The organism is Saccharothrix lopnurensis (assembly GCF_042658445.1).
Classification (GTDB): domain Bacteria; phylum Actinomycetota; class Actinomycetes; order Mycobacteriales; family Pseudonocardiaceae; genus Actinosynnema; species Actinosynnema lopnurensis.
In genome coordinates this window covers 1-16927 of the sequence record NZ_JBHSQO010000027.1, presented here as the reverse complement: position 1 = coordinate 16927, position 16927 = coordinate 1, and the positions used below count along the sequence as shown (strand labels likewise).

Annotated in this window: 14 protein-coding genes and 1 pseudogene; 14 read left to right on the top strand and 1 reads right to left on the bottom strand. The window is 74.5% G+C overall.

Going from position 1 to position 16927, the window contains the following annotated elements; translation table 11 throughout:
- From ACFP3R_RS23745 to ACFP3R_RS23715, 7 genes and pseudogenes are all read left to right on the top strand, one after another.
- Positions 1 to 1062, top strand: a pseudogene (locus tag ACFP3R_RS23745) (HAD-IIIC family phosphatase); the annotation flags it as partial.
- Positions 1039 to 2619, top strand: coding sequence for an amino acid adenylation domain-containing protein (locus tag ACFP3R_RS23740; RefSeq protein WP_380638652.1), 1581 nt, complete (start codon positions 1039 to 1041; stop codon positions 2617 to 2619). The pseudogene ACFP3R_RS23745 and the gene ACFP3R_RS23740, both read left to right, overlap by 24 nt.
- A 29-nt stretch (positions 2620 to 2648) precedes the next feature.
- Positions 2649 to 3902, top strand: coding sequence for an MFS transporter (locus ACFP3R_RS23735; protein WP_380638588.1), 1254 nt, complete (start codon positions 2649 to 2651; stop codon positions 3900 to 3902).
- Positions 3903 to 3923: 21 nt separating this feature from the next.
- Positions 3924 to 4979 carry an LLM class flavin-dependent oxidoreductase gene (locus ACFP3R_RS23730; protein WP_380638587.1) on the top strand — a complete coding sequence of 352 codons (1056 nt, stop codon included), beginning with the start codon at positions 3924 to 3926 and terminating at the stop codon, positions 4977 to 4979.
- On the top strand, positions 4976 to 5482 hold the full coding sequence (locus ACFP3R_RS23725; RefSeq protein ID WP_380638586.1) for a flavin reductase family protein: 507 nt from the start codon (positions 4976 to 4978) through the stop codon (positions 5480 to 5482). The genes ACFP3R_RS23730 and ACFP3R_RS23725 overlap by 4 nt, the downstream gene beginning before the upstream one ends.
- A gap of 14 nt (positions 5483 to 5496) precedes the next feature.
- A complete protein-coding gene (locus ACFP3R_RS23720; RefSeq protein WP_380638585.1) occupies positions 5497 to 6438 on the top strand; it encodes a hypothetical protein in 942 nt (313 codons plus the stop codon).
- A 5-nt stretch (positions 6439 to 6443) separates the two neighbouring features.
- Entirely contained in the window at positions 6444 to 7127 is a 684-nt protein-coding gene (locus ACFP3R_RS23715) for a 4'-phosphopantetheinyl transferase family protein (protein ID WP_380638584.1), read from the top strand.
- Here the strand turns inward: ACFP3R_RS23715 and ACFP3R_RS23710 are convergent.
- On the bottom strand, positions 7117 to 7245 hold the full coding sequence (locus tag ACFP3R_RS23710) for a hypothetical protein (RefSeq protein WP_380638583.1): 129 nt from the start codon (positions 7243 to 7245) through the stop codon (positions 7117 to 7119). The genes ACFP3R_RS23715 and ACFP3R_RS23710 overlap by 11 nt on opposite strands.
- Positions 7246 to 7351: 106 nt before the next feature.
- Here ACFP3R_RS23710 and ACFP3R_RS23705 point away from each other — a divergent pair, with 106 nt between their 5' ends.
- From ACFP3R_RS23705 to ACFP3R_RS23675, 7 genes are all read left to right on the top strand, one after another.
- The gene (locus ACFP3R_RS23705; RefSeq protein WP_380638582.1) at positions 7352 to 7981 is read left to right on the top strand and encodes a DUF899 domain-containing protein; all 630 of its coding nucleotides are present in this window, start codon (positions 7352 to 7354) and stop codon (positions 7979 to 7981) included.
- A 227-nt stretch (positions 7982 to 8208) separates the two neighbouring features.
- Positions 8209 to 9024 (top strand): ABC transporter permease, encoded by an 816-nt coding sequence (locus tag ACFP3R_RS23700; protein ID WP_380638581.1) that lies wholly within the window; start codon positions 8209 to 8211, stop codon positions 9022 to 9024.
- A complete protein-coding gene (locus ACFP3R_RS23695) occupies positions 9021 to 10067 on the top strand; it encodes a taurine ABC transporter substrate-binding protein (RefSeq protein ID WP_380638580.1) in 1047 nt (348 codons plus the stop codon). The genes ACFP3R_RS23700 and ACFP3R_RS23695 overlap by 4 nt, the downstream gene beginning before the upstream one ends.
- On the top strand, positions 10060 to 10827 hold the full coding sequence (locus ACFP3R_RS23690) for an ABC transporter ATP-binding protein (protein ID WP_380638579.1): 768 nt from the start codon (positions 10060 to 10062) through the stop codon (positions 10825 to 10827). Before ACFP3R_RS23695 ends, ACFP3R_RS23690 begins: the two co-directional genes overlap by 8 nt.
- 17 nt (positions 10828 to 10844) lie before the next feature.
- A complete protein-coding gene (locus tag ACFP3R_RS23685) occupies positions 10845 to 11684 on the top strand; it encodes a TauD/TfdA dioxygenase family protein (RefSeq protein WP_380638578.1) in 840 nt (279 codons plus the stop codon).
- 126 nt (positions 11685 to 11810) lie between these two features.
- A complete protein-coding gene (locus tag ACFP3R_RS23680) occupies positions 11811 to 12965 on the top strand; it encodes a C45 family autoproteolytic acyltransferase/hydolase (RefSeq protein WP_380638577.1) in 1155 nt (384 codons plus the stop codon).
- Positions 12966 to 13425: 460 nt separating this feature from the next.
- Positions 13426 to 16927, top strand: a 3502-nt coding sequence (locus tag ACFP3R_RS23675; RefSeq protein WP_380638576.1) for a beta-ketoacyl synthase N-terminal-like domain-containing protein, incomplete at its 3' end; no start/stop codon positions are given.

Here is a 16927-nt window from a genome sequence, read left to right as displayed (position 1 = left end):
GTGAGCGAGCAGCCGGCGGTCAAGTGCCTGGTCTGGGACCTGGACAACACGCTGTGGCGGGGGACCCTGCTGGAGGACGGCGAGGTCGAGCTGGTCGACGAGCTGCGCCGCGTCGTCGTCGAGCTGGACTCGCGCGGCATCCTCCAGTCCGTCGCCAGCCGCAACGACCACGACCAGGCGTGGGCCAAGCTGGAGGAGCTGGGCCTCGCGGAGTACTTCGTGCTGCCGCAGATCGGCTGGAGCCCCAAGTCGGGCTCGGTGCGGGCGATCGCGGACGCGCTGAACTTCGCGCCGCGCACCATCGCGTTCATCGACGACCAGCCGACCGAGCGCGCCGAGGTGGCCTACCACCTGCCCGAGGTGCGCTGCTACGAGGCCGAGCGGGCACTGGCCCTGCTCGACCTGCCGGAGTTCACCCCGGTGGTCACCGAGGACTCCCGGCAGCGGCGCCGGATGTACCAGGCCGGGTTCCAGCGCGACGCCGCGCGGGCCGAGTTCAGCGGCGCGGACGAGGAGTTCCTCCGGTCGCTGGAGCTGGAGCTGCGCATCGAGCGGGCCGGTGAGGAGGCGCTGGCGCGGGTCGAGGAGCTGACCCTGCGCACCAGCCAGATGAACGCCACCGGCGTGCACTACTCCGACGCCGACCTGCGCGCGCTGATCGCCGACCCGCGGCACGAGGTGCTGGTGGCGACGCTGAGGGACCGCTTCGGCCCGCACGGCGCCATCGGCGTGATGCTCATCGAGAAGCACGCGGGGGTGTGGAACCTCAAGCTGCTCGCGACCTCGTGCCGCGTGGTCGCGTTCGGCACCGGCGCGGTGATCCTGCGCTGGCTGACCGACCAGGCCGCCCGCGCGGGCGCCCACCTGGTGGCGGACTTCCGGCGCACCGACCGCAACCGGATGATGGAGGTGGCCTACCGCTTCGCCGGGTTCACCGACACCGCCTGCCGCTGCGCGGCCGAGCTGGCGCCCCCGGTGGGGCCGGAGGGCGTGGAGCGGCTGCACCTGGTGCCCACGCGGCAGCCGGAGACGACCACCATGTCCGTGCACGCGCCCGAGCTGGGCGGTCGCACCCTCTACGAGTGGTTCGAGGGCTCGGTGCGCCGCCACCCGGACCGGCCCGCGCTGGAGGTCCGCGGCGAGGCCGTGACCTACGGGCAGCTGCACCGCGAGGTCGTGTCGCTGGCAGACCGGCTGCTGCGGGAGCACGGCGCGCCGCCGCGGCGGCTGGCGCTGCTGGCGGCCCGCAGCCGGGTCGCGTTCACCGGCTACCTGGCCGCGCTGCGGCTCGGGGCCACCGTGACCCCGCTCAACCCGGCCTACCCCGCCGACCGCAACCGGATGGTGTGCGAGCTGGCGGGCGTGGACCTCGTCGTGGTCGACGAGTCCGGCGCCGCCCAGCGCGACGCCGAGCTGGACGCGCTCGTGCCGACGGTGGTGCGGCTGACCGAGGCCGACATCACCGACACCGGCGCGGTGGAGGCGGACCTCCCGCCGTACGCGGTGTCCCCGGACGACGTGGCTTACGTGCTGTTCACCTCCGGGTCCACCGGGCGGCCGAAGGGCGTGCCCGTCCGGCACCGCAACCTCTCGCCCTACATCGCGCACAACATCGAGCGCTACCGGGTCGAGCCGGGCTGCCGGATGTCGCACACGTTCGACCTGACCTTCGACCCGTCGGTGTTCGACCTGTTCGTCACCTGGGGCGGGGGCGCGACGCTGGTCGCGCCGCAGCGCAACGAGCTGCTCACGCCGGTGGACTACCTGGTCAACCACGGCATCACGCACTGGTTCTCGGTGCCGTCGGTGGTCTCGGTCAGCGCCGAGCTGGGCAACCTGCCCACCGGCCTGGTGAACACCCTGCGCCACAGCGTGTTCATCGGCGAGCAGCTGACCGCGCGGCAGGCCGCCGCGTGGCACGCGGTCGCCCCGGACGCGGTGATCGAGAACGTCTACGGCCCCACCGAGCTGACCGTGGCGTGCACCGAGTACCGGCTGCCCGCCGACCCCGCCGACTGGCCGGGGACGTCGAACGACACCGTGCCGATCGGTCCGGTGTACGACTTCCTCGACCGGGTGGTGCTCGACGAGGACGGCCGCCCGGCGCAGGAGGGCGAGCTGTGCGTGCGCGGCTCCCAGCGCTTCGACGGCTACCTCGACCCGGGCGACAACGCCGGCCGGTTCCTCGCCTTCGACGGCGAGCGCGCCGAGCCCTACGACGGCGACGGCCCGCTGACCCCCGCGCACTACTACCGTACCGGCGACCGCGTGCGCGTCGAGCAGGGGGAGTGGGTCCACCTGGGCCGGCTCGACAACCAGGTGAAGGTCCGCGGCTACCGCGTCGAGCTGGGCGAGGTCGAGGCCGCGATGCGCAAGCACCCGGACGTCTCGCAGGCCGTCGTCATCGCGCACCGCAGGGGTGACGACACCGAGCTGGTCGGCTTCCACACCGGCAGCCCGGTCGAGTCGACGGCGTTCCTGCTGTGGCTGCGCAAGAAGATCCCCGTGCACATGGTGCCGCGGCGCTACGTCCACCTGGACGCGCTGCCGCTCAACGCCAACGGCAAGGCGGACCGGGGCAGGCTCCGCGAGCTGCTCACCGCGCCGGACCTCGTCTGACCCGAACCAGGAAGCAGAGGAACACCCCCATGGCGGCCGTACCGTCCTTCGTCCGGCACCTCATCCCCGACCGCGGGCCGATCCGGGTCCTCGCCGCGAGCAACCTGGCGCGGACGGTCGGCAACGGTGTGCTCATCTCCGTCACCGTGCTGTTCTTCACCCGCTCCGTCGGCATCCCCGCCACCCAGGTGGGCCTGGGCATGACGATCGCGGCCGTGCTCGGGATGCTGGTCAGCATCCCGGCGGGGCGCGTGGCGGACGTGCTGGGCGCCCGCACCGCGGCGATCGCGTTCGTGGCCCTCCAGGGGCTGACGATCTGCACCTACGCCCTCGTCGGCGGCTTCGTCGGGTTCGTCCTCGCCTCCACGCTGGTGATCTCGGCGCAGTCGGCGGCGGACGCGGCCCGCGGCGCGCTGGTCGCGGGCGTGACGAAGGGCAAGGACCGGGTGCGCGCCAGGGCGTACCTGCGGTCGATCACCAACATCGGTGTGTCGATCGGCGCGGTCGCCGGCGGGGTGGCCCTGCACTTCGACTCGCGGCCGGGCTACGTGTCGCTGCTGTTCGCCGCGGGCGTGCTGTACGTGGTGGCGGGCCTGGTGTTCCTCAAGGCGCCGAACGTGCCGCCCGCGGCGAAGTCGGCGGAGGACGACGGCCCCACCTGGGTGGTGCTGCGCGACCGGCCGTTCGCGGTCGTCGCGCTGCTCAACGCGGTCCTGGTGATGAACGGCGGCATCCTCACCGTCGCCCTGCCCATCTGGATCGCCGAGCGCACCGAGGCCCCGACCTGGGTGTACTCCGCCATCCTGCTGCTCAACACGATCATGGTGGTGCTGTTCCAGGTGCGCGCCAGCCAGGGCAGCGAGGACGTCGAGGGCGGGGCGCGGGCGCTGCGGCGCTGCGGCGTCCTGCTCGCGGTGTGCTGCGGCCTGTTCGCCCTGGCGGCGGACCAGCCGGCGTGGCTGGCGGTGGTGGCCCTGGGCCTGGGCGCGCTGGTGCACGTGTTCGGCGAGCTGCTCTACAGCGCGGGGTCGTGGGCACTGGCCTACGAGCTGGCCCCGGAGCACGCGCAGGGCCAGTACCAGGGCCTGTTCGGCATGTCGACCCAGCTCGGCTCGGTGATCACGCCGGTCGCCGCCACCACGCTCGTGATCGGGTTCGGCTGGCCGGGCTGGCTCGTCTTCGCCGTCGTCCTGCTCGCCGCCGGCCTGGCCGCGCCCGCCGTCGCCCGCTGGGCCCAGAGCACCAGGCCGCAGCAGCCCGCCGAGAGCGCCCTCCCGGCCTGAACCACACCCTTGGGGGACACGATGGACTTCAGCCTCTTCTACTTCGCCAACGACAGCCGCGAACTCGACACCGACCGCTACCGGCTCCTGCTGGACGGCGCGCGGTTCGCCGACCGCAACGGCTTCACCGCCGTGTGGACGCCCGAACGCCACTTTCACTCGTTCGGGGGGCTCTACCCCAACCCGTCGGTGACCGGCGCCGCCGTCGCCACCATCACCGAGCGCATCCAGATCCGGGCCGGCAGCGTCGTCGCGCCCCTGCACAACCCGCTGCGCATCGCCGAGGAGTGGTCCGTCGTGGACAACCTCTCGGGCGGTCGCGTCGGCCTGTCCTTCGCCTCCGGTTGGCACGCCGTGGACTTCGCGCTCAAGCCGGAGAACTACGCCGACCGCCGGCAGGTGCTCATCGACTACACCGACCAGGTGCGCCGGCTGTGGCGCGGCGAGCAGGTCGACGTGGTCGACGGCACCGGCGCGCCGCAGCGGGTCGGGGTCTTCCCGCCGCCGGTGCAGCCGGAGCTGCCGGTGTGGATCACCAGCGCGGGCGGCGTGGAGACCTTCCGCAACGCCGGCCGCGCCGGGGCCGGGCTGCTGACCCACCTGCTGGGCCAGGACCTCGACGAGCTGGCCGGGAAGATCGCCGAGTACCGCGCCGCCTCCCGGGAGAACGGCTCGGAGGGGCACGTCGCGCTCATGGTGCACACCTTCCTGGGCGAGGACGAGGACGTGGTGCGCGAGCAGGTGCGCGGCCCGATGTGCGACTACCTGCGCAGCTCGCTCGGCCTGCTGCTGGGCTCGCGGCAGGGCAGCGCCCGCAAGGTCGACCCGAGCAAGCTGCGCGCCAAGGACGTGGACTTCCTCGTCGAGCGGGCGTTCGACCGCTACTACGACGACGGCGCGCTGCTGGGCACGGTCGACAAGGCGGCGCGCGTGGTCGAGCGGGCGCGGGCCATCGACGTGGACGAGATCGCCTGCCTGATCGACTTCGGCCTGCCGCAGCGGACCGTCCTGGCCGGCCTGGAGCAGCTCAACCGGCTGCGGGAGCTGACCTCGGCGCCGCTCGCGGCCACGACGTGAGCACCGCGGTGGAGCAGGACCTGGGCAGGCGGTTCCGCCACGCCGCGGGCCGGTTCCCGACCGGGGTGACCGTGCTGAGCACGGTCGAGGACGGCCTGCCGTGCGGCATGACCGTCAGCTCGTTCACCTCGATCTCGCTGGACCCGCTGCTGGTCCTGGTGTCGCTGGGCAACGGCTCCCGGACCTGCGAGCGGCTCCGGCGGTCCGGGGTCTTCGCGGTCACCGTGCTCGCCGACGCGCAGCAGGAGGTGGCGCGGTGGTTCGCCGGCCGGGCCCGGCCGGACGGCGCGGGCGCGTTCGACGGCATCCCCTGGCGGCCCGCGCCGCACTCCTCGGCGCCGATCCTCACCGACGGCGTCAGCTTCTTCGACTGCGTGGTGGAGCAGGTCCACGCCGCCGGTGACCACACGGTGGTGATCGGCGCGGTCCGCGCGTTCGACGTCCTGTCCGACCGGCCGCCGCTGCTGTTCGTGCGCAGCCGGTTCGGCCGGCTAACCGAGTGAGAGCAGGTCAACCCATGCTGGAGATCGTCCGCGAGTGCTACGGCTTCCGCGTCGTGTGCTCGGTGCACCCCGAGGCGCGCGAGGCCGTCGACCTGTTCTTCGGCGTCGCCGAGCCGCCCGCGTCGGCCCCGGAGGTGCGCCTGACCTTCGAGGTGACCGACGGCGCGGGCGTGCCCACGGTCGACCCGCCGCACACGCTGGAGGTGATCGCGTCCGACCCGATCACCATCGACACCGGCAACTCGCGCGCGGTGGTCGAGCCGGACGGGTGGCGGGCCACCGTCACCCTGGCCCGCGGCGACCTGGACGACCAGGTCGTGTGGGGCCGCTTCATCCTGGAGCGGCTGTTCCTCTACCTGGTGTGCCGCTCGCCCCGCCACTACCCGCTGCACGCCGGTGCCGTCGGCGTCGACGGGCAGGTGGCGCTGGTGTCCGCGCCGACCGGCACGGGCAAGTCGACGTTCAGCTTCTGGTGCCTGGAGCGCGGCGCCGACCTGGCCGGCGAGGACATCATGGTGCGGCACCTGGACGACGAACCCGGTGTCGTGTGGGGCTACCCGCGCGCCGTCTACCTCGACCGCGCCACGATCGACCGCGCCACCGTGCTCGACGGCGCGCTGATCAGCGAGATCGACGAGGGCCGGAAGAGCCGCGTCCGGCTGCCCGACGCGCTGTCCGACCGGCTGCGCCCGCGTGCCCGCCCCGAGGCCGCGGTGTTCCTGGTCCGCGACGGTTCCACCGGGACCCGGCCGCTGGGCGTGACCGAGGCCGTCGAGCTGTGCCGCGGCGACTTCGCCACCGGCAAGACCGACCAGGCGGTGCTCGCCGCGGTGGAGGCCGACCTGCGCGGGTTGCTGGCCGGGTTGCCGGTGCACGAGTTCTCGCTGTCGGAGGACCTGGACGAGTGCTTCGACGGGATGCGCGCGTTGCTGCGCGCGCCGCAGGCGGTGCGCTGACCGCCGTGCGGTGCGAGGTGTGGTGGGCGCGCCCGGTCGACGGGGTGGCCGGGCTGCTCGACCCCGACGAGCGCGCCCGGTGCGCCCGCTTCCGCGACCGGGACGCGCTGCTGCGCCACGTCACCGGCCGGGCCCTGGTCCGGTTGCGGCTCGGGCGGGAGCTCGGGGTCGCGCCGACCGGGGTCCGGCTCACCACCTCGTGCTCGCGGTGCGGGTGCGCCAACGGCAAACCGCGCCTGGCCGAGCCGCGCGGGGTGCACTTCTCCGTGTCGCACTCGGGGGACCGGGTCGTGGTCGCGTTCGCCTGGGGCGCCGAGGTCGGGGTGGACGTCGAGGAGGTCCGACCGGTCGACCCGCGCGTGGCCGAGCTGGCCGGCTGCCCGGCCGGGCCGGGGTTCACCCTGGCCTGGGCACGCAAGGAGGCGGTGCTCAAGGCGACCGGCCACGGCCTGTCGGTGCCGCCGGGCGCGGTGCGGCTCAGCGCGCCGGACGAGCCGCCCCGCCTGCTCGGGTGGTCGGGCCCGGAGCCGCTGGGCACACCGGTGACGCTGCGCGACCTCGACGCGGGCCCCGGCTACGCCTCGTCGGCGGCGCTGCTGACCGACCGGCCGTGGACCCCGGAACCGCTCGACGCGATGCCGCTGCTGCTGGCCCACGACGACGGCACCCGCTGCCACGTCAGCGGGTGAGCGCGGGCCGCACGCGGTCGATCCCGGTCAGGTCCTCGAGCACGTCGACCGCCCCGGCGGCGCGCAGCTCCGCGACGTCGCTACGGCAACCCTCCTCGCCGACCGGGCCGAGCAGCACGCCTCGGGGAAGGTCCCGGCTCCGTACGGGGGCGTGGGTCGGTGACCGTCCTCGGACCCGGACGGCGAGGAACGATCCTGTCGGTGGTCTGCGGCAGGATCGCGCCATGGCAAAACCGGAGATCGTGTCGGCGCGGGAGTGGCAACGGGCGCGCGACGAGTTGGTGGTGGCGGAGAAGGAACTCACGCGCGCCCAGGACGCCCTGGCCGCCCGGCGCCGCCGCCTGCCGATGGTCGGGTTCGGCAACGACTACACCTTCGCCTCACCGGACGGCCCCAGGACGCTGCTCGACCTGTTCGAGGGGCGCCCGCAGCTGGTGGTGTACCAGTTCATGGACAACGGCCCCGACCACTACTGCCCCGGCTGCACCGGGTTCACCGACAACGTCCCGCCGACCGCGCTGCCCGGCCTGGCCGCGCGCGGCATCAGCTGGGCGACGGTGTCGAACATGCCGTTGGCGCAGATCGAGGAGTACAAGGCGCGCAAGGGCTGGACGCTGCCGTTCGTGTCCTCGCACGGCACGTCGTTCGCCGAGGACTGCGGTGCGGGCGGCGGCTTCATGCTGAGCGTGTTCCTGCGCGACGGCGAGGAGGTGTACCGCACCTACAACACCACCTCCCGGGGCGTGGACCGGTTGGTCTTCACCAACGTCGTCTCCGACCTCGCCCCCTACGGCCGCCAGGAGGACTGGGAGGACTCGCCCGCCGGCTGGCCCCAGCACCCCACCTACGGCTGAGCGGGCCCCCTCCGGCGCGGCGGGTACAGCGATATCGGAAATCAAAAGGATCGTCGCGCCGATACGATCGTGGTCCGAGGTAATTCCTCGGGGTGAATCCCACGAAATCCCCACCGGCACAACCACTTTCCCCCGTCGTGTCCACGGAGCGGGAAAGGCGTTCGGGGGATGTGCGTTTCTGTACATTCGCCGCCGACCGCTTTTCCCGCCCCCCGCACGGAGTCCCCATGGCGCAGGAGGAACGACGCGGTGCCGCGCTGTCGGCACCGCACTCGGTGCTGGTGCGCGTGGCCGCGGTGCCGGTGCTGCTGGCGATCTGGCAGCTGCTCGTGCTCGCGGAGTTCTGGCCGCCGGCCGTCCTCCCCGGGCCCGGACAGGTGTGGGACCAGCTGCTCTCCGCCTCCGACGCGGGCAACGGCCAGGGCGGGTACGCGGGGTCCACCGTTCTGGAACGGCTCGGGGTCAGCCTGCGCCGGGTCGGCTACGGCGTCCTCTACGGCGTGCTGGTCGGCATCGGGCTCGGGCTGGTCATGGGCCTGGTCCCGCTGGTCCGCGCGGTGGCCGAGCCGTTCGTGACGTTCCTGCGCGCGCTGCCGCCGCTGGCCTACCTCAGCCTGCTGGTCATCTGGTTCGGCATCGACGAGGAACCCAAGGTCTACCTGCTGGTGGTGGCCGCGTTCCCGCCCGTCGCGGTGGCGACCGCGGCCGCCGTCACCGGGGTCAACCGGCAGTACGTCGAGGCCGCCCACGCGCTCGGCGCGAACCGGCTGGGCGTCGTCACCGCCGTGGTCCTGCCCGCGTCCGCGCCGGAGATCCTGACCGGCGTGCGGCTGGCCGTGGGCATCGCCTACAGCTCGGTCGTGGCCGCCGAGACCGTCAACGGCGCGGACGGCATCGGGGGCATGGTCCTCAACGCCCAGCGCTACAACCAGACCGCGGTGGTCCTGCTCGGTCTCGTCGTCATCGGCGTGACCGGGCTGCTCATCGACACCGCCCTCCTCGCGCTGCAACGCGCCGTCTCGCCGTGGCGCGGGCGGGCGTGAGCGCCTACACCGGGAGCACCACCATGCCCGTCACCCGCAGATCGGTCCTGTCCCTGTTCGCCGCCGCACCGGTGCTGGCGGCGTGCGGGGTCGGCGGCTCGTCCACCTCGGGGGCCGGCGAGCGCCCCCGGGTCCGCATCGCCTACCAGAACTTCGCCGACAGCACCCTGCTGGTCAAGGACCGGGGCGTGCTGGAGGCGGCGCTGCCCGACCACGAGATCACCTGGACCTCGTTCGACTCCGGCGCGAGCATCAACACCGCCTTCCTCGGCGGCGCGATCGACCTGGCGGTCATCGGCAGCAGCCCCGCCGCGGCCGGGTTGAGCGCGCCGCTGAACATCCCCTACCAGGTCATCGAGCTGCTGAACGTCATCGGTGACAGCGAGGCCCTGGTGGTGCGCAAGGACAGCGGCGTCACCGACATCGCGGGCCTGGCCGGCCGCAAGGTCGCCGCGCCGTTCAGCTCGACCGCGCACTACAGCCTGCTGGCCGCCTTCGAGCGGGCGGGCGTCGACCCGGCCTCGGTCACCCTGGTGGACCTGGAGCCGCAGAACATCCAGGCCGCCTGGCAGCGCGGCGACATCGACGGCGCGTACGTGTGGACGCCGGTGCTCGGCGTGCTCCAGCAGGACGGCGTGACGCTGACCGACAGCGCGGAGCTCGCCGCCGAGGGCAAGCCGACCTTGACGTTCACCGTGGGGCGCAAGGAGTTCATCGAGCGGAACGGCGACGTGGTCGACCAGTGGCTGGCCGCCACGGACGACGCGCTCAAGAAGATCAAGACCGAGCCGCGGGTGGTCGCGGAGGCCGTGGCGCGGCAGCTCGGCGCGGGCGTGGACGACGCGCTGTCCCAGCTGGAGCAGAACATCTACCTCGACCACGCCGAGCAGCTCGCGCCCGAGTACTTCGGCCCGCCCGGGTCCCCCGGCCGGCTCGCCGAGCAGCTGCGGGCCACCGCGGAGTTCCTGCACGGGCAGAAGAAGGTCGACTCGGTGCCGGACCTGGAGACGTTCCGCGCGGCCCTGCGGGCGCCCCGTGGGTGAGCCGCTGGTGGAGCTGGTCGGCGTCGAGCACCGGTACCGGGCCGGTCGAGCCGAGGTGCCCGCCCTCGGGCCGCTGGACCTGCGCGTCGACCCGGGCGAGTTCCTGGTGGTCGTCGGGCCCTCGGGCTCGGGCAAGAGCACCCTGCTGCGGCTGGTCGGCGGCTTCGAGCGACCCACCGCGGGCGAGGCGCGGGTGCTCGGCGGCACGCCCGTGGCCGGGCGGGATGTCGGCACGGTCTTCCAGCAGCCCCGGCTGTTCCCGTGGCAGACCGTCGGCGGCAACATCGCCACCGCGCTGCGCTGGGCGGGCGTGCCGCGTGCGGACCGGCCGCGGCGGACCCGCGAGCTGCTGGACCAGGTGGGCCTGGCCGACCTCGCGCCGCGCCGCACGTGGGAGGTCTCGGGCGGCCAGCAGCAGCGGGTGGCGATCGCCCGCGCCCTGGCCGCCCGGCCCCGGCTGCTGCTGATGGACGAGCCGTTCGCCGCGCTGGACGCGCTGACCCGCGAACGGCTCCAGGAGGACGTCCGCTCGCTGACCGACGGCGAGCGGGGCGTGGTGTTCGTGACGCACGGCGTGGACGAGGCCGTGTTCCTCGCCGACCGCGTCGTCGTGCTGTCCGACCGGCCCGGTCGGGTGGTGCTGGACCTGCCCGTGCCGCTGCCGCGCTCCGGTGTGCCGGCCGACGAGCTGCGCGGGTCGGCGGAGTTCGCCGCGCTGCGCGGCGAGGTCGCCGGAGCCGTCCGCGCGATCGCGGCCTGAACCCAGTGGGGAGAACCATGACGCACTTCGAACCGCTCACCCCGACCCTCGGCGCCCGGGTGACCGGCGTCGACCTCAACGACGTCGCCTCCGCAGAGGAGGGCGCGCGGCTGCGCGCGGCCCTGGTCGAGCACAAGGTGCTCGTGTTCCCCGGCCAGTCGCTGACCCCGACCGCGCACCGCGCGTTCGCCGCCGCGCTGGGCGAGCCGACGCCGGCCCACCCGGTGGTGCCGGGCCTGGACGCCGACCACCCCGAGATCTACGTGCTGGACGCGGGCGACGGCGGCAAGGCGCCCGTGTGGCACACCGACGTCACGTTCATGGCGCGGCCGCCGCTCGGGTCGGTCCTGCGGGCCGTGACGCTGCCGCCCACCGGCGGCGACACGTGCTGGACCGACCTGGAGGCGGCCTACCTGTTCCTGTCCGGTCCGCTGCGCGCGCTGGCGGACGGGCTCACCGCGCTGCACGACGGGCGCAAGGACTTCGAGGAGTACCTGCGCGACCGCCTCGGCGGCGAGGGCAACACCTGGGAGGGGGAGCGCATCCGCTCGCTGGAGCCGGTCGAGCACCCCGTGGTCCGGGTGCACCCGGAGTCGGGGCGGCGGAGCCTGTTCGTGAACCCCGGTTTCACCACGCGGCTGCTCGGCCTGACCGAGGGGGAGAGCCGGGCCCTGCTGGACGTGTTCTTCGCCGCGGTGGGCCGGCCGGAGTTCACCGTGCGCCACCGGTGGACCGAGGGCGACGTGGTGGTGTGGGACAACCGGAGCACGGCTCACTACGCCGTGGACGACTACGGCGACCTGCGGCGCGTGATGCACCGGATCACGCTGCGCGGGGACGTGCCGGTCGGGGTGTGAGCCGCGCACCGCCGAGTAGGCCGATCGGTGGTACCTGGACCTCTTCTCCGCCGGGGCGGCATCCCGGCCGGTCGCGGTGGGAACCCCGGGAGGGACGCACCCCACGCGCCGGAACGGAGTACCCCGATGGACTTGACGCGCGAACTCGTCGCCGGCAGCACCGGTGAGTTCATGACCGTGCGGCACCTCGTGGTGTCGGGCAGCCAATCCGAGGTCGGCCGCGCGCTCGCCCAGGAGGCCAGGGGCCGGGGCTGGCGCCCGGTGCCCGCCGACCCGACCGTGGGCCGGGCGCGGCGCACCTGGTTCGAGCGCAACTGGCCGCAGCACCACGCGCGCATGGCGGGCGCGGCGCAGGTGGCGGGCGTGGCGCCGGACGACGACGCGGTCCACCTCGACGGGCTCACCAGCCTGCCGGTCGGCTCCGGCTGCTCGGCCACCTGGAGCGCGCCGTCGCGGACCGCCGACGGGCACACCCTGGTCGGCCGCAACTACGACTTCTTCACCCTCGGGCAGCAGCAGCTGGTCGCGATGATGACCGGCGAGCAGGGACCGGAGGACGAGCCGCCGATGTCCTCGCGCCCCTACGTGATCACCAGCGTCCCCGACGACGGGCCGGCGACCACGGTGGTGACGATGAACGAGCTGGACGGCTGCATGGAGGGCATCAACGAGCACGGGCTCGTGGTCGTGCTCCTGGTCGCGGACGCGGAGAGCGCGAACGCGCCCGTGCCGGCCGGGCCGCAGGTCGGCATCAGCTCGGGCCAGCTGCCCCGGTTCGTGCTCGACACCTGCCGGGACGTCGAGGAGGCCAAGCAGGCGCTGCTGACGGCCAAGCAGTACGACCTGGGCACGCCGCTGCACTACCTGGTCGCGGACCCGTCCGGCCGGGCCTTCGTCTGGGAGCACGGCCACGGCGGCGTCGAGCACATCGTCGAGGCCGACGGCGACTCGCTGAGCGTGACCAACCACCTGCTCCACCGGCGTCCCGACCCGGCGGACCCGCCCCGGGACAACGAGGACACCATGCTGACCCACCAGCGGCTGGAGAAGCTGGGGGAGCGGGTGAAGGCCGGCCCGATGTCGCCGGAGCGGCTGCGCGCGGCCCTCGACGAGGTGCGGTTCGACGGTCGGAAGTCCGGGGACTCCCCGCTGCGCACGCTGTGGCGCACGGTCTTCGACCTCGACGACCGCACCATGGCGACGCGCTTCTACCTCGGGGACGCGGCGGACGGCGAGCCCCGGTACAGCCCGGAAACCGTCTTCCGCCCGGCCCTGACCTGAGGCCGGAGGTGCCGGGCGCGCGGGTCGACCGCCGTGCGCGCCCGGCTCCGGGGCACCCCGGCGCACCCCCGGCGAGCCCTGGCCAGGCCGCCGTTACCGCTCAGTAGGGCAGGTTGTCCACCCACCGAAGTGGGTGCGTCCGTTCGGACCACAAGGCCGCTGCTGCGAATGACCTACACCGATGTGGTCGCACCTGTGTGCGTTGCATCACACTTTTCCGTTTGCGCGTAATACTTCGGTGTCGACGCGATGACGTGACCGTGTCCGCGGGTGAACCGCATCCGGGCTCCGGTGGAGAACACCGCAGATCGGCGCTGCTTTGTCGGAAAGCAACAAGCACCGGCCTTGACATCTTCACAAGGGTGAGGACAAGGGTTCGGGGCGTTGACCGCGACGGACCGGGTTGCCTTCACTACTCCACGTCATCGGCTCTGCCGAAGCGTGCTGCCGGGAGTAATGCATGGTCAACCGTTCCGACCTCGTCATCGCGCTGAACCCGGTGCACCGCCCCGCACCCCGGCTGACCGCCGCCGTCGCCCGCGCCGGCGGGCTCGGCGTGCTGGAGCTGCCCCCGGGCGACCCCCGGGCGGCGGCCGACGCGCTGGACCTGGCCGCGCGGTGGACCGCCGGGTCGTTCGGCGTCCGGGTCCGCCCCGGCTGCCCGGAGGTGGACCTGCCCGACAGCGCGGGCACCGTGCTGCTCGCCGACCCGGCCCGCCGGCCCGACGAGTTCCCCGGCCGTCGCGTGCTGGTCGAGGTCACCGACCTGGGCGAAGCCCGGTCCGCGGTGGCCGCGGGCGCGGCCGGTCTGGTGGTGCGCGGCCGGGAGGCCGGCGGCCGGGTCGGCGAGCTGAGCACCTTCGTGCTGCTGCAACAGGTGCTCGCCGCGGTCGACGTGCCCGTGTGGGCGGCCGGTGGCATCGGACCCCACACCGCCGCGGCCGCGGTCGCCGGCGGCGCGGCGGGCGTCGTGCTCGACACCCAGCTCGCGCGCTACCCCGAGGCGGGGCTGCCGCTGGAGGTCACCGCCGCGCTCGACGGCCTCGACGGCTCCGAGACCGTGCTGCACCAGGGCTTCCGGGTGCTGCGCCGACGCGGCCCCGGCGTGCCGGAGCTGCCCGCCGAGGGCATCGGGGACCGACTCGGGGCCGACGACCCGCGCGAGCAGTTCCTGCCGGTCGGGCAGGACGTGGCCCTGGCGACGGTGTTCGCCCGCCGCTGGCGCACCCCCGGCGCCGCCGTGCGCGCGGTCCGCGACGCCGTGCTGGCCGCCCTCGCCGACGACGCGGCCCCCGCCGTGCTCGGAGCGGGCTCGACGGGCGCGCGGAACCTGGGCACCACCCTGCCCGTGGCGCAGGGCCCCATGACCAGGGTCAGCGACCGGCCCGGCTTCGCCGCGGCGGTGGCCTCGGCCGGTGGCCTGCCCTTCCTCGCGCTGGCCCTGTCCGGCGCGGCGCAGACCCGCGAGCTGCTGGAGCGCACCCGCGCCGAACTGGGCGACGCGCCCTGGGGCGTCGGCGTGCTGGGCTTCGCCGCCGAGGACGTGCGCACCGCGCAGCTGGAGGTGGTGCGGGAGGTCCGGCCCACCCACGCGATCATCGCGGGCGGGCGGCCCGCCCAGGCGGCCGACCTGGAGGCCGCGGGCATCGCCGCGTTCCTGCACGTGCCCTCGCCCGGCCTGCTGCGGCAGTTCCTCGCGGCGGGCGCGCGGCGGTTCGTGTTCGAGGGCGCGGAGTGCGGCGGCCACGTCGGGCCGCGCAACAGCTTCCCGCTGTGGGAGTCCCAGGTGGACGTCCTGCTCGACCACCTGGCCTCGGGCGGCGCGGCCGACGACCTGACCGTCCTGTTCGCCGGCGGTGTGCACGACGAGCGGTCCGCCGCGATGGTGGCCGCGCTCGCCGCGCCGCTGGCCCGCGCGGGCGTCGGCGTCGGCGTGCTGATGGGCACCGCCTACCTGTTCACCGCCGAGGCCGTCGACACCGGGGCCATCGGACCGGTGTTCCAGCGGCAGGTCGTCGCCGCCGCGCGCACCGACCTGCTGGAGACCGCCCCCGGTCACGCCACCCGGTGCGTGAGCAGCGGGTTCACCGGGGAGTTCACCGCGCTGCGGGAGCGGCTGCGCGCCGACGGCGTGCCCGACCGGGAGGCGTGGGAGCGGCTGGAGCGGCTCAACGTCGGTCGGCTGCGCCTGGCCAGCAAGGGCCTGGAGCGCGTCGGTGACGAGCTGCGCCCGGTGGCGGAGGACCGGCAGCTGGCCGAGGGCATGTTCATGGCGGGTGAGGTGAGCGTGCTGCGCGACGCCGTCACCACGGTCGCCGACCTGCACGAGGCGGTCGGCGCGTCCGCCGCCCGGTGGCTGCGGGACCGGGCGGGCGCGGTGCGCGCGGCCCTGGCCGAACCGGTCGTCGAACCCGGGCCCGAGCCGCTGCGCGTGGCCGTGGTCGGCATGGCCTGCGTGTTCCCCGGCGCGCCCGACCTGGCCTCGTTCTGGGCCAACGTGCTCGCCGGCCGCGACAGCGTCACCGAGGTCCCCGCCGAGCGGTGGGACCCGGGGGTCTACTACGACCCCGAGGGCGACGGCGAGCGCACCCCCTCGCGGTGGGGCGGCTTCCTGCCGCGCATCCCGTTCGACCCGCTGGGCTACGGCATCCCGCCCGCGTCGCTGGGCGCGATCGAGCCTGTGCAGCTGCTCGCGCTGGAGGTCGCCCGCCGCGCCCTGGTCGACGCCGGCTACCCGCACACCGGGGCCGACCACCGCCGCACGTCCGTGGTGTTCGGCGCGGAGTCGGGCAGCGACCTGTCCAACGCCACCACCCTGCGCACCGTGCTGCCCTCCTACCTCGGGCAGGTGCCGCCCGCGCTCGACGCGCAGCTGCCCCGGCTGACCGAGGACTCCTTCCCCGGGATGTTGGCCAACGTCATCGCCGGGCGCGTGGCCAACCGCCTCGACCTCGGGGGCGCCAACTACACCGTCGACGCCGCGTGCGCGTCCTCGCTGACCGCGGTCGACGTGGCCTGCAAGGAACTGGTCACCGGCACCAGCGACCTGGTCGTGTGCGGCGGCGCCGACCTGCACAACGGCATCAACGACTACCTGCTGTTCTCCTCGGTGCACGCGCTCTCGCCCAGCGGCCGCTCCGCGACCTTCGACCGGTCCGCCGACGGCATCGCGCTGGGCGAGGGCGTGGCGTGCGTGGTGCTCAAGCGGCTGGACGACGCGGTGCGCGACGGCGACCGGGTCTACGCGGTGATCGACGGCGTGGGCAGCGCCAGCGACGGCCGCGCCCTGGGCCTGACCGCACCGCGCCCCGAGGGGCAGCGCGCCGCGCTCACCCGCGCCTACCGCAACGCGGGGATCTCTCCCTCGCGCGTCGGCCTGGTGGAGGCGCACGGCACCGGCACGGTGGTCGGCGACCGCACCGAGCTGCGGGTGCTCACCGAGGTGTTCGCCGAGGCGGGCGCCGAGCCCGGCTCGTGCGCGCTCGGCTCGGTCAAGTCGCAGATCGGGCACACCAAGTGCGCCGCCGGCCTGGCCGGGCTGATCAAGGCCGTGCTGGCGGTGCACCACGGCGTCAAACCGCCCACGCTGCACCTGCGCGCCCCCAACGAGGCGTGGGAACCCGGCCGCAGCCCGTTCGCCTTCCACACCGCGGCGCGGCCGTGGGCGGCGGAGGCGGCCGACCGGGTCGCGGGCGTGAGCGCGTTCGGGTTCGGCGGCACCAACTTCCACGTGGTGGTGCGCGCCCACGAGCAGGCGCCCGCCGCGCACGCCCTGGACCAGTGGCCGGCCGAGCTGTTCGTCTTCCGCGGCGCGGACCCGGCGGCGGCCCGGCGCGCGGCGGCCGACCTGCTGGGCCACGCACCCGGCGCGCGGCTGCGCGACCTCGCCCTGCGCGCGGCGACGCGGGCCGACGTGGCGGCGGGCCGCGGTGAGCGGGGGTGGCTGGGGGGGGGCGCCCCGG

Bases quoted from the DNA above. Each gene is read 5' to 3' on its own strand.
- ACFP3R_RS23740 (WP_380638652.1), top strand. From the start codon at position 1,039: ATGTCCGTGCACGCGCCCGAGCTGGGCGGTCGCACCCTCTACGAGTGG.
- ACFP3R_RS23735 (WP_380638588.1), top strand. From the start codon at position 2,649: ATGGCGGCCGTACCGTCCTTCGTCCGGCACCTCATCCCCGACCGCGGG.
- ACFP3R_RS23730 (WP_380638587.1), top strand. From the start codon at position 3,924: ATGGACTTCAGCCTCTTCTACTTCGCCAACGACAGCCGCGAACTCGAC.
- ACFP3R_RS23720 (WP_380638585.1), top strand. From the start codon at position 5,497: ATGCTGGAGATCGTCCGCGAGTGCTACGGCTTCCGCGTCGTGTGCTCG.
- ACFP3R_RS23705 (WP_380638582.1), top strand. From the start codon at position 7,352: ATGGCAAAACCGGAGATCGTGTCGGCGCGGGAGTGGCAACGGGCGCGC.
- ACFP3R_RS23700 (WP_380638581.1), top strand. From the start codon at position 8,209: ATGGCGCAGGAGGAACGACGCGGTGCCGCGCTGTCGGCACCGCACTCG.
- ACFP3R_RS23685 (WP_380638578.1), top strand. From the start codon at position 10,845: ATGACGCACTTCGAACCGCTCACCCCGACCCTCGGCGCCCGGGTGACC.
- ACFP3R_RS23680 (WP_380638577.1), top strand. From the start codon at position 11,811: ATGGACTTGACGCGCGAACTCGTCGCCGGCAGCACCGGTGAGTTCATG.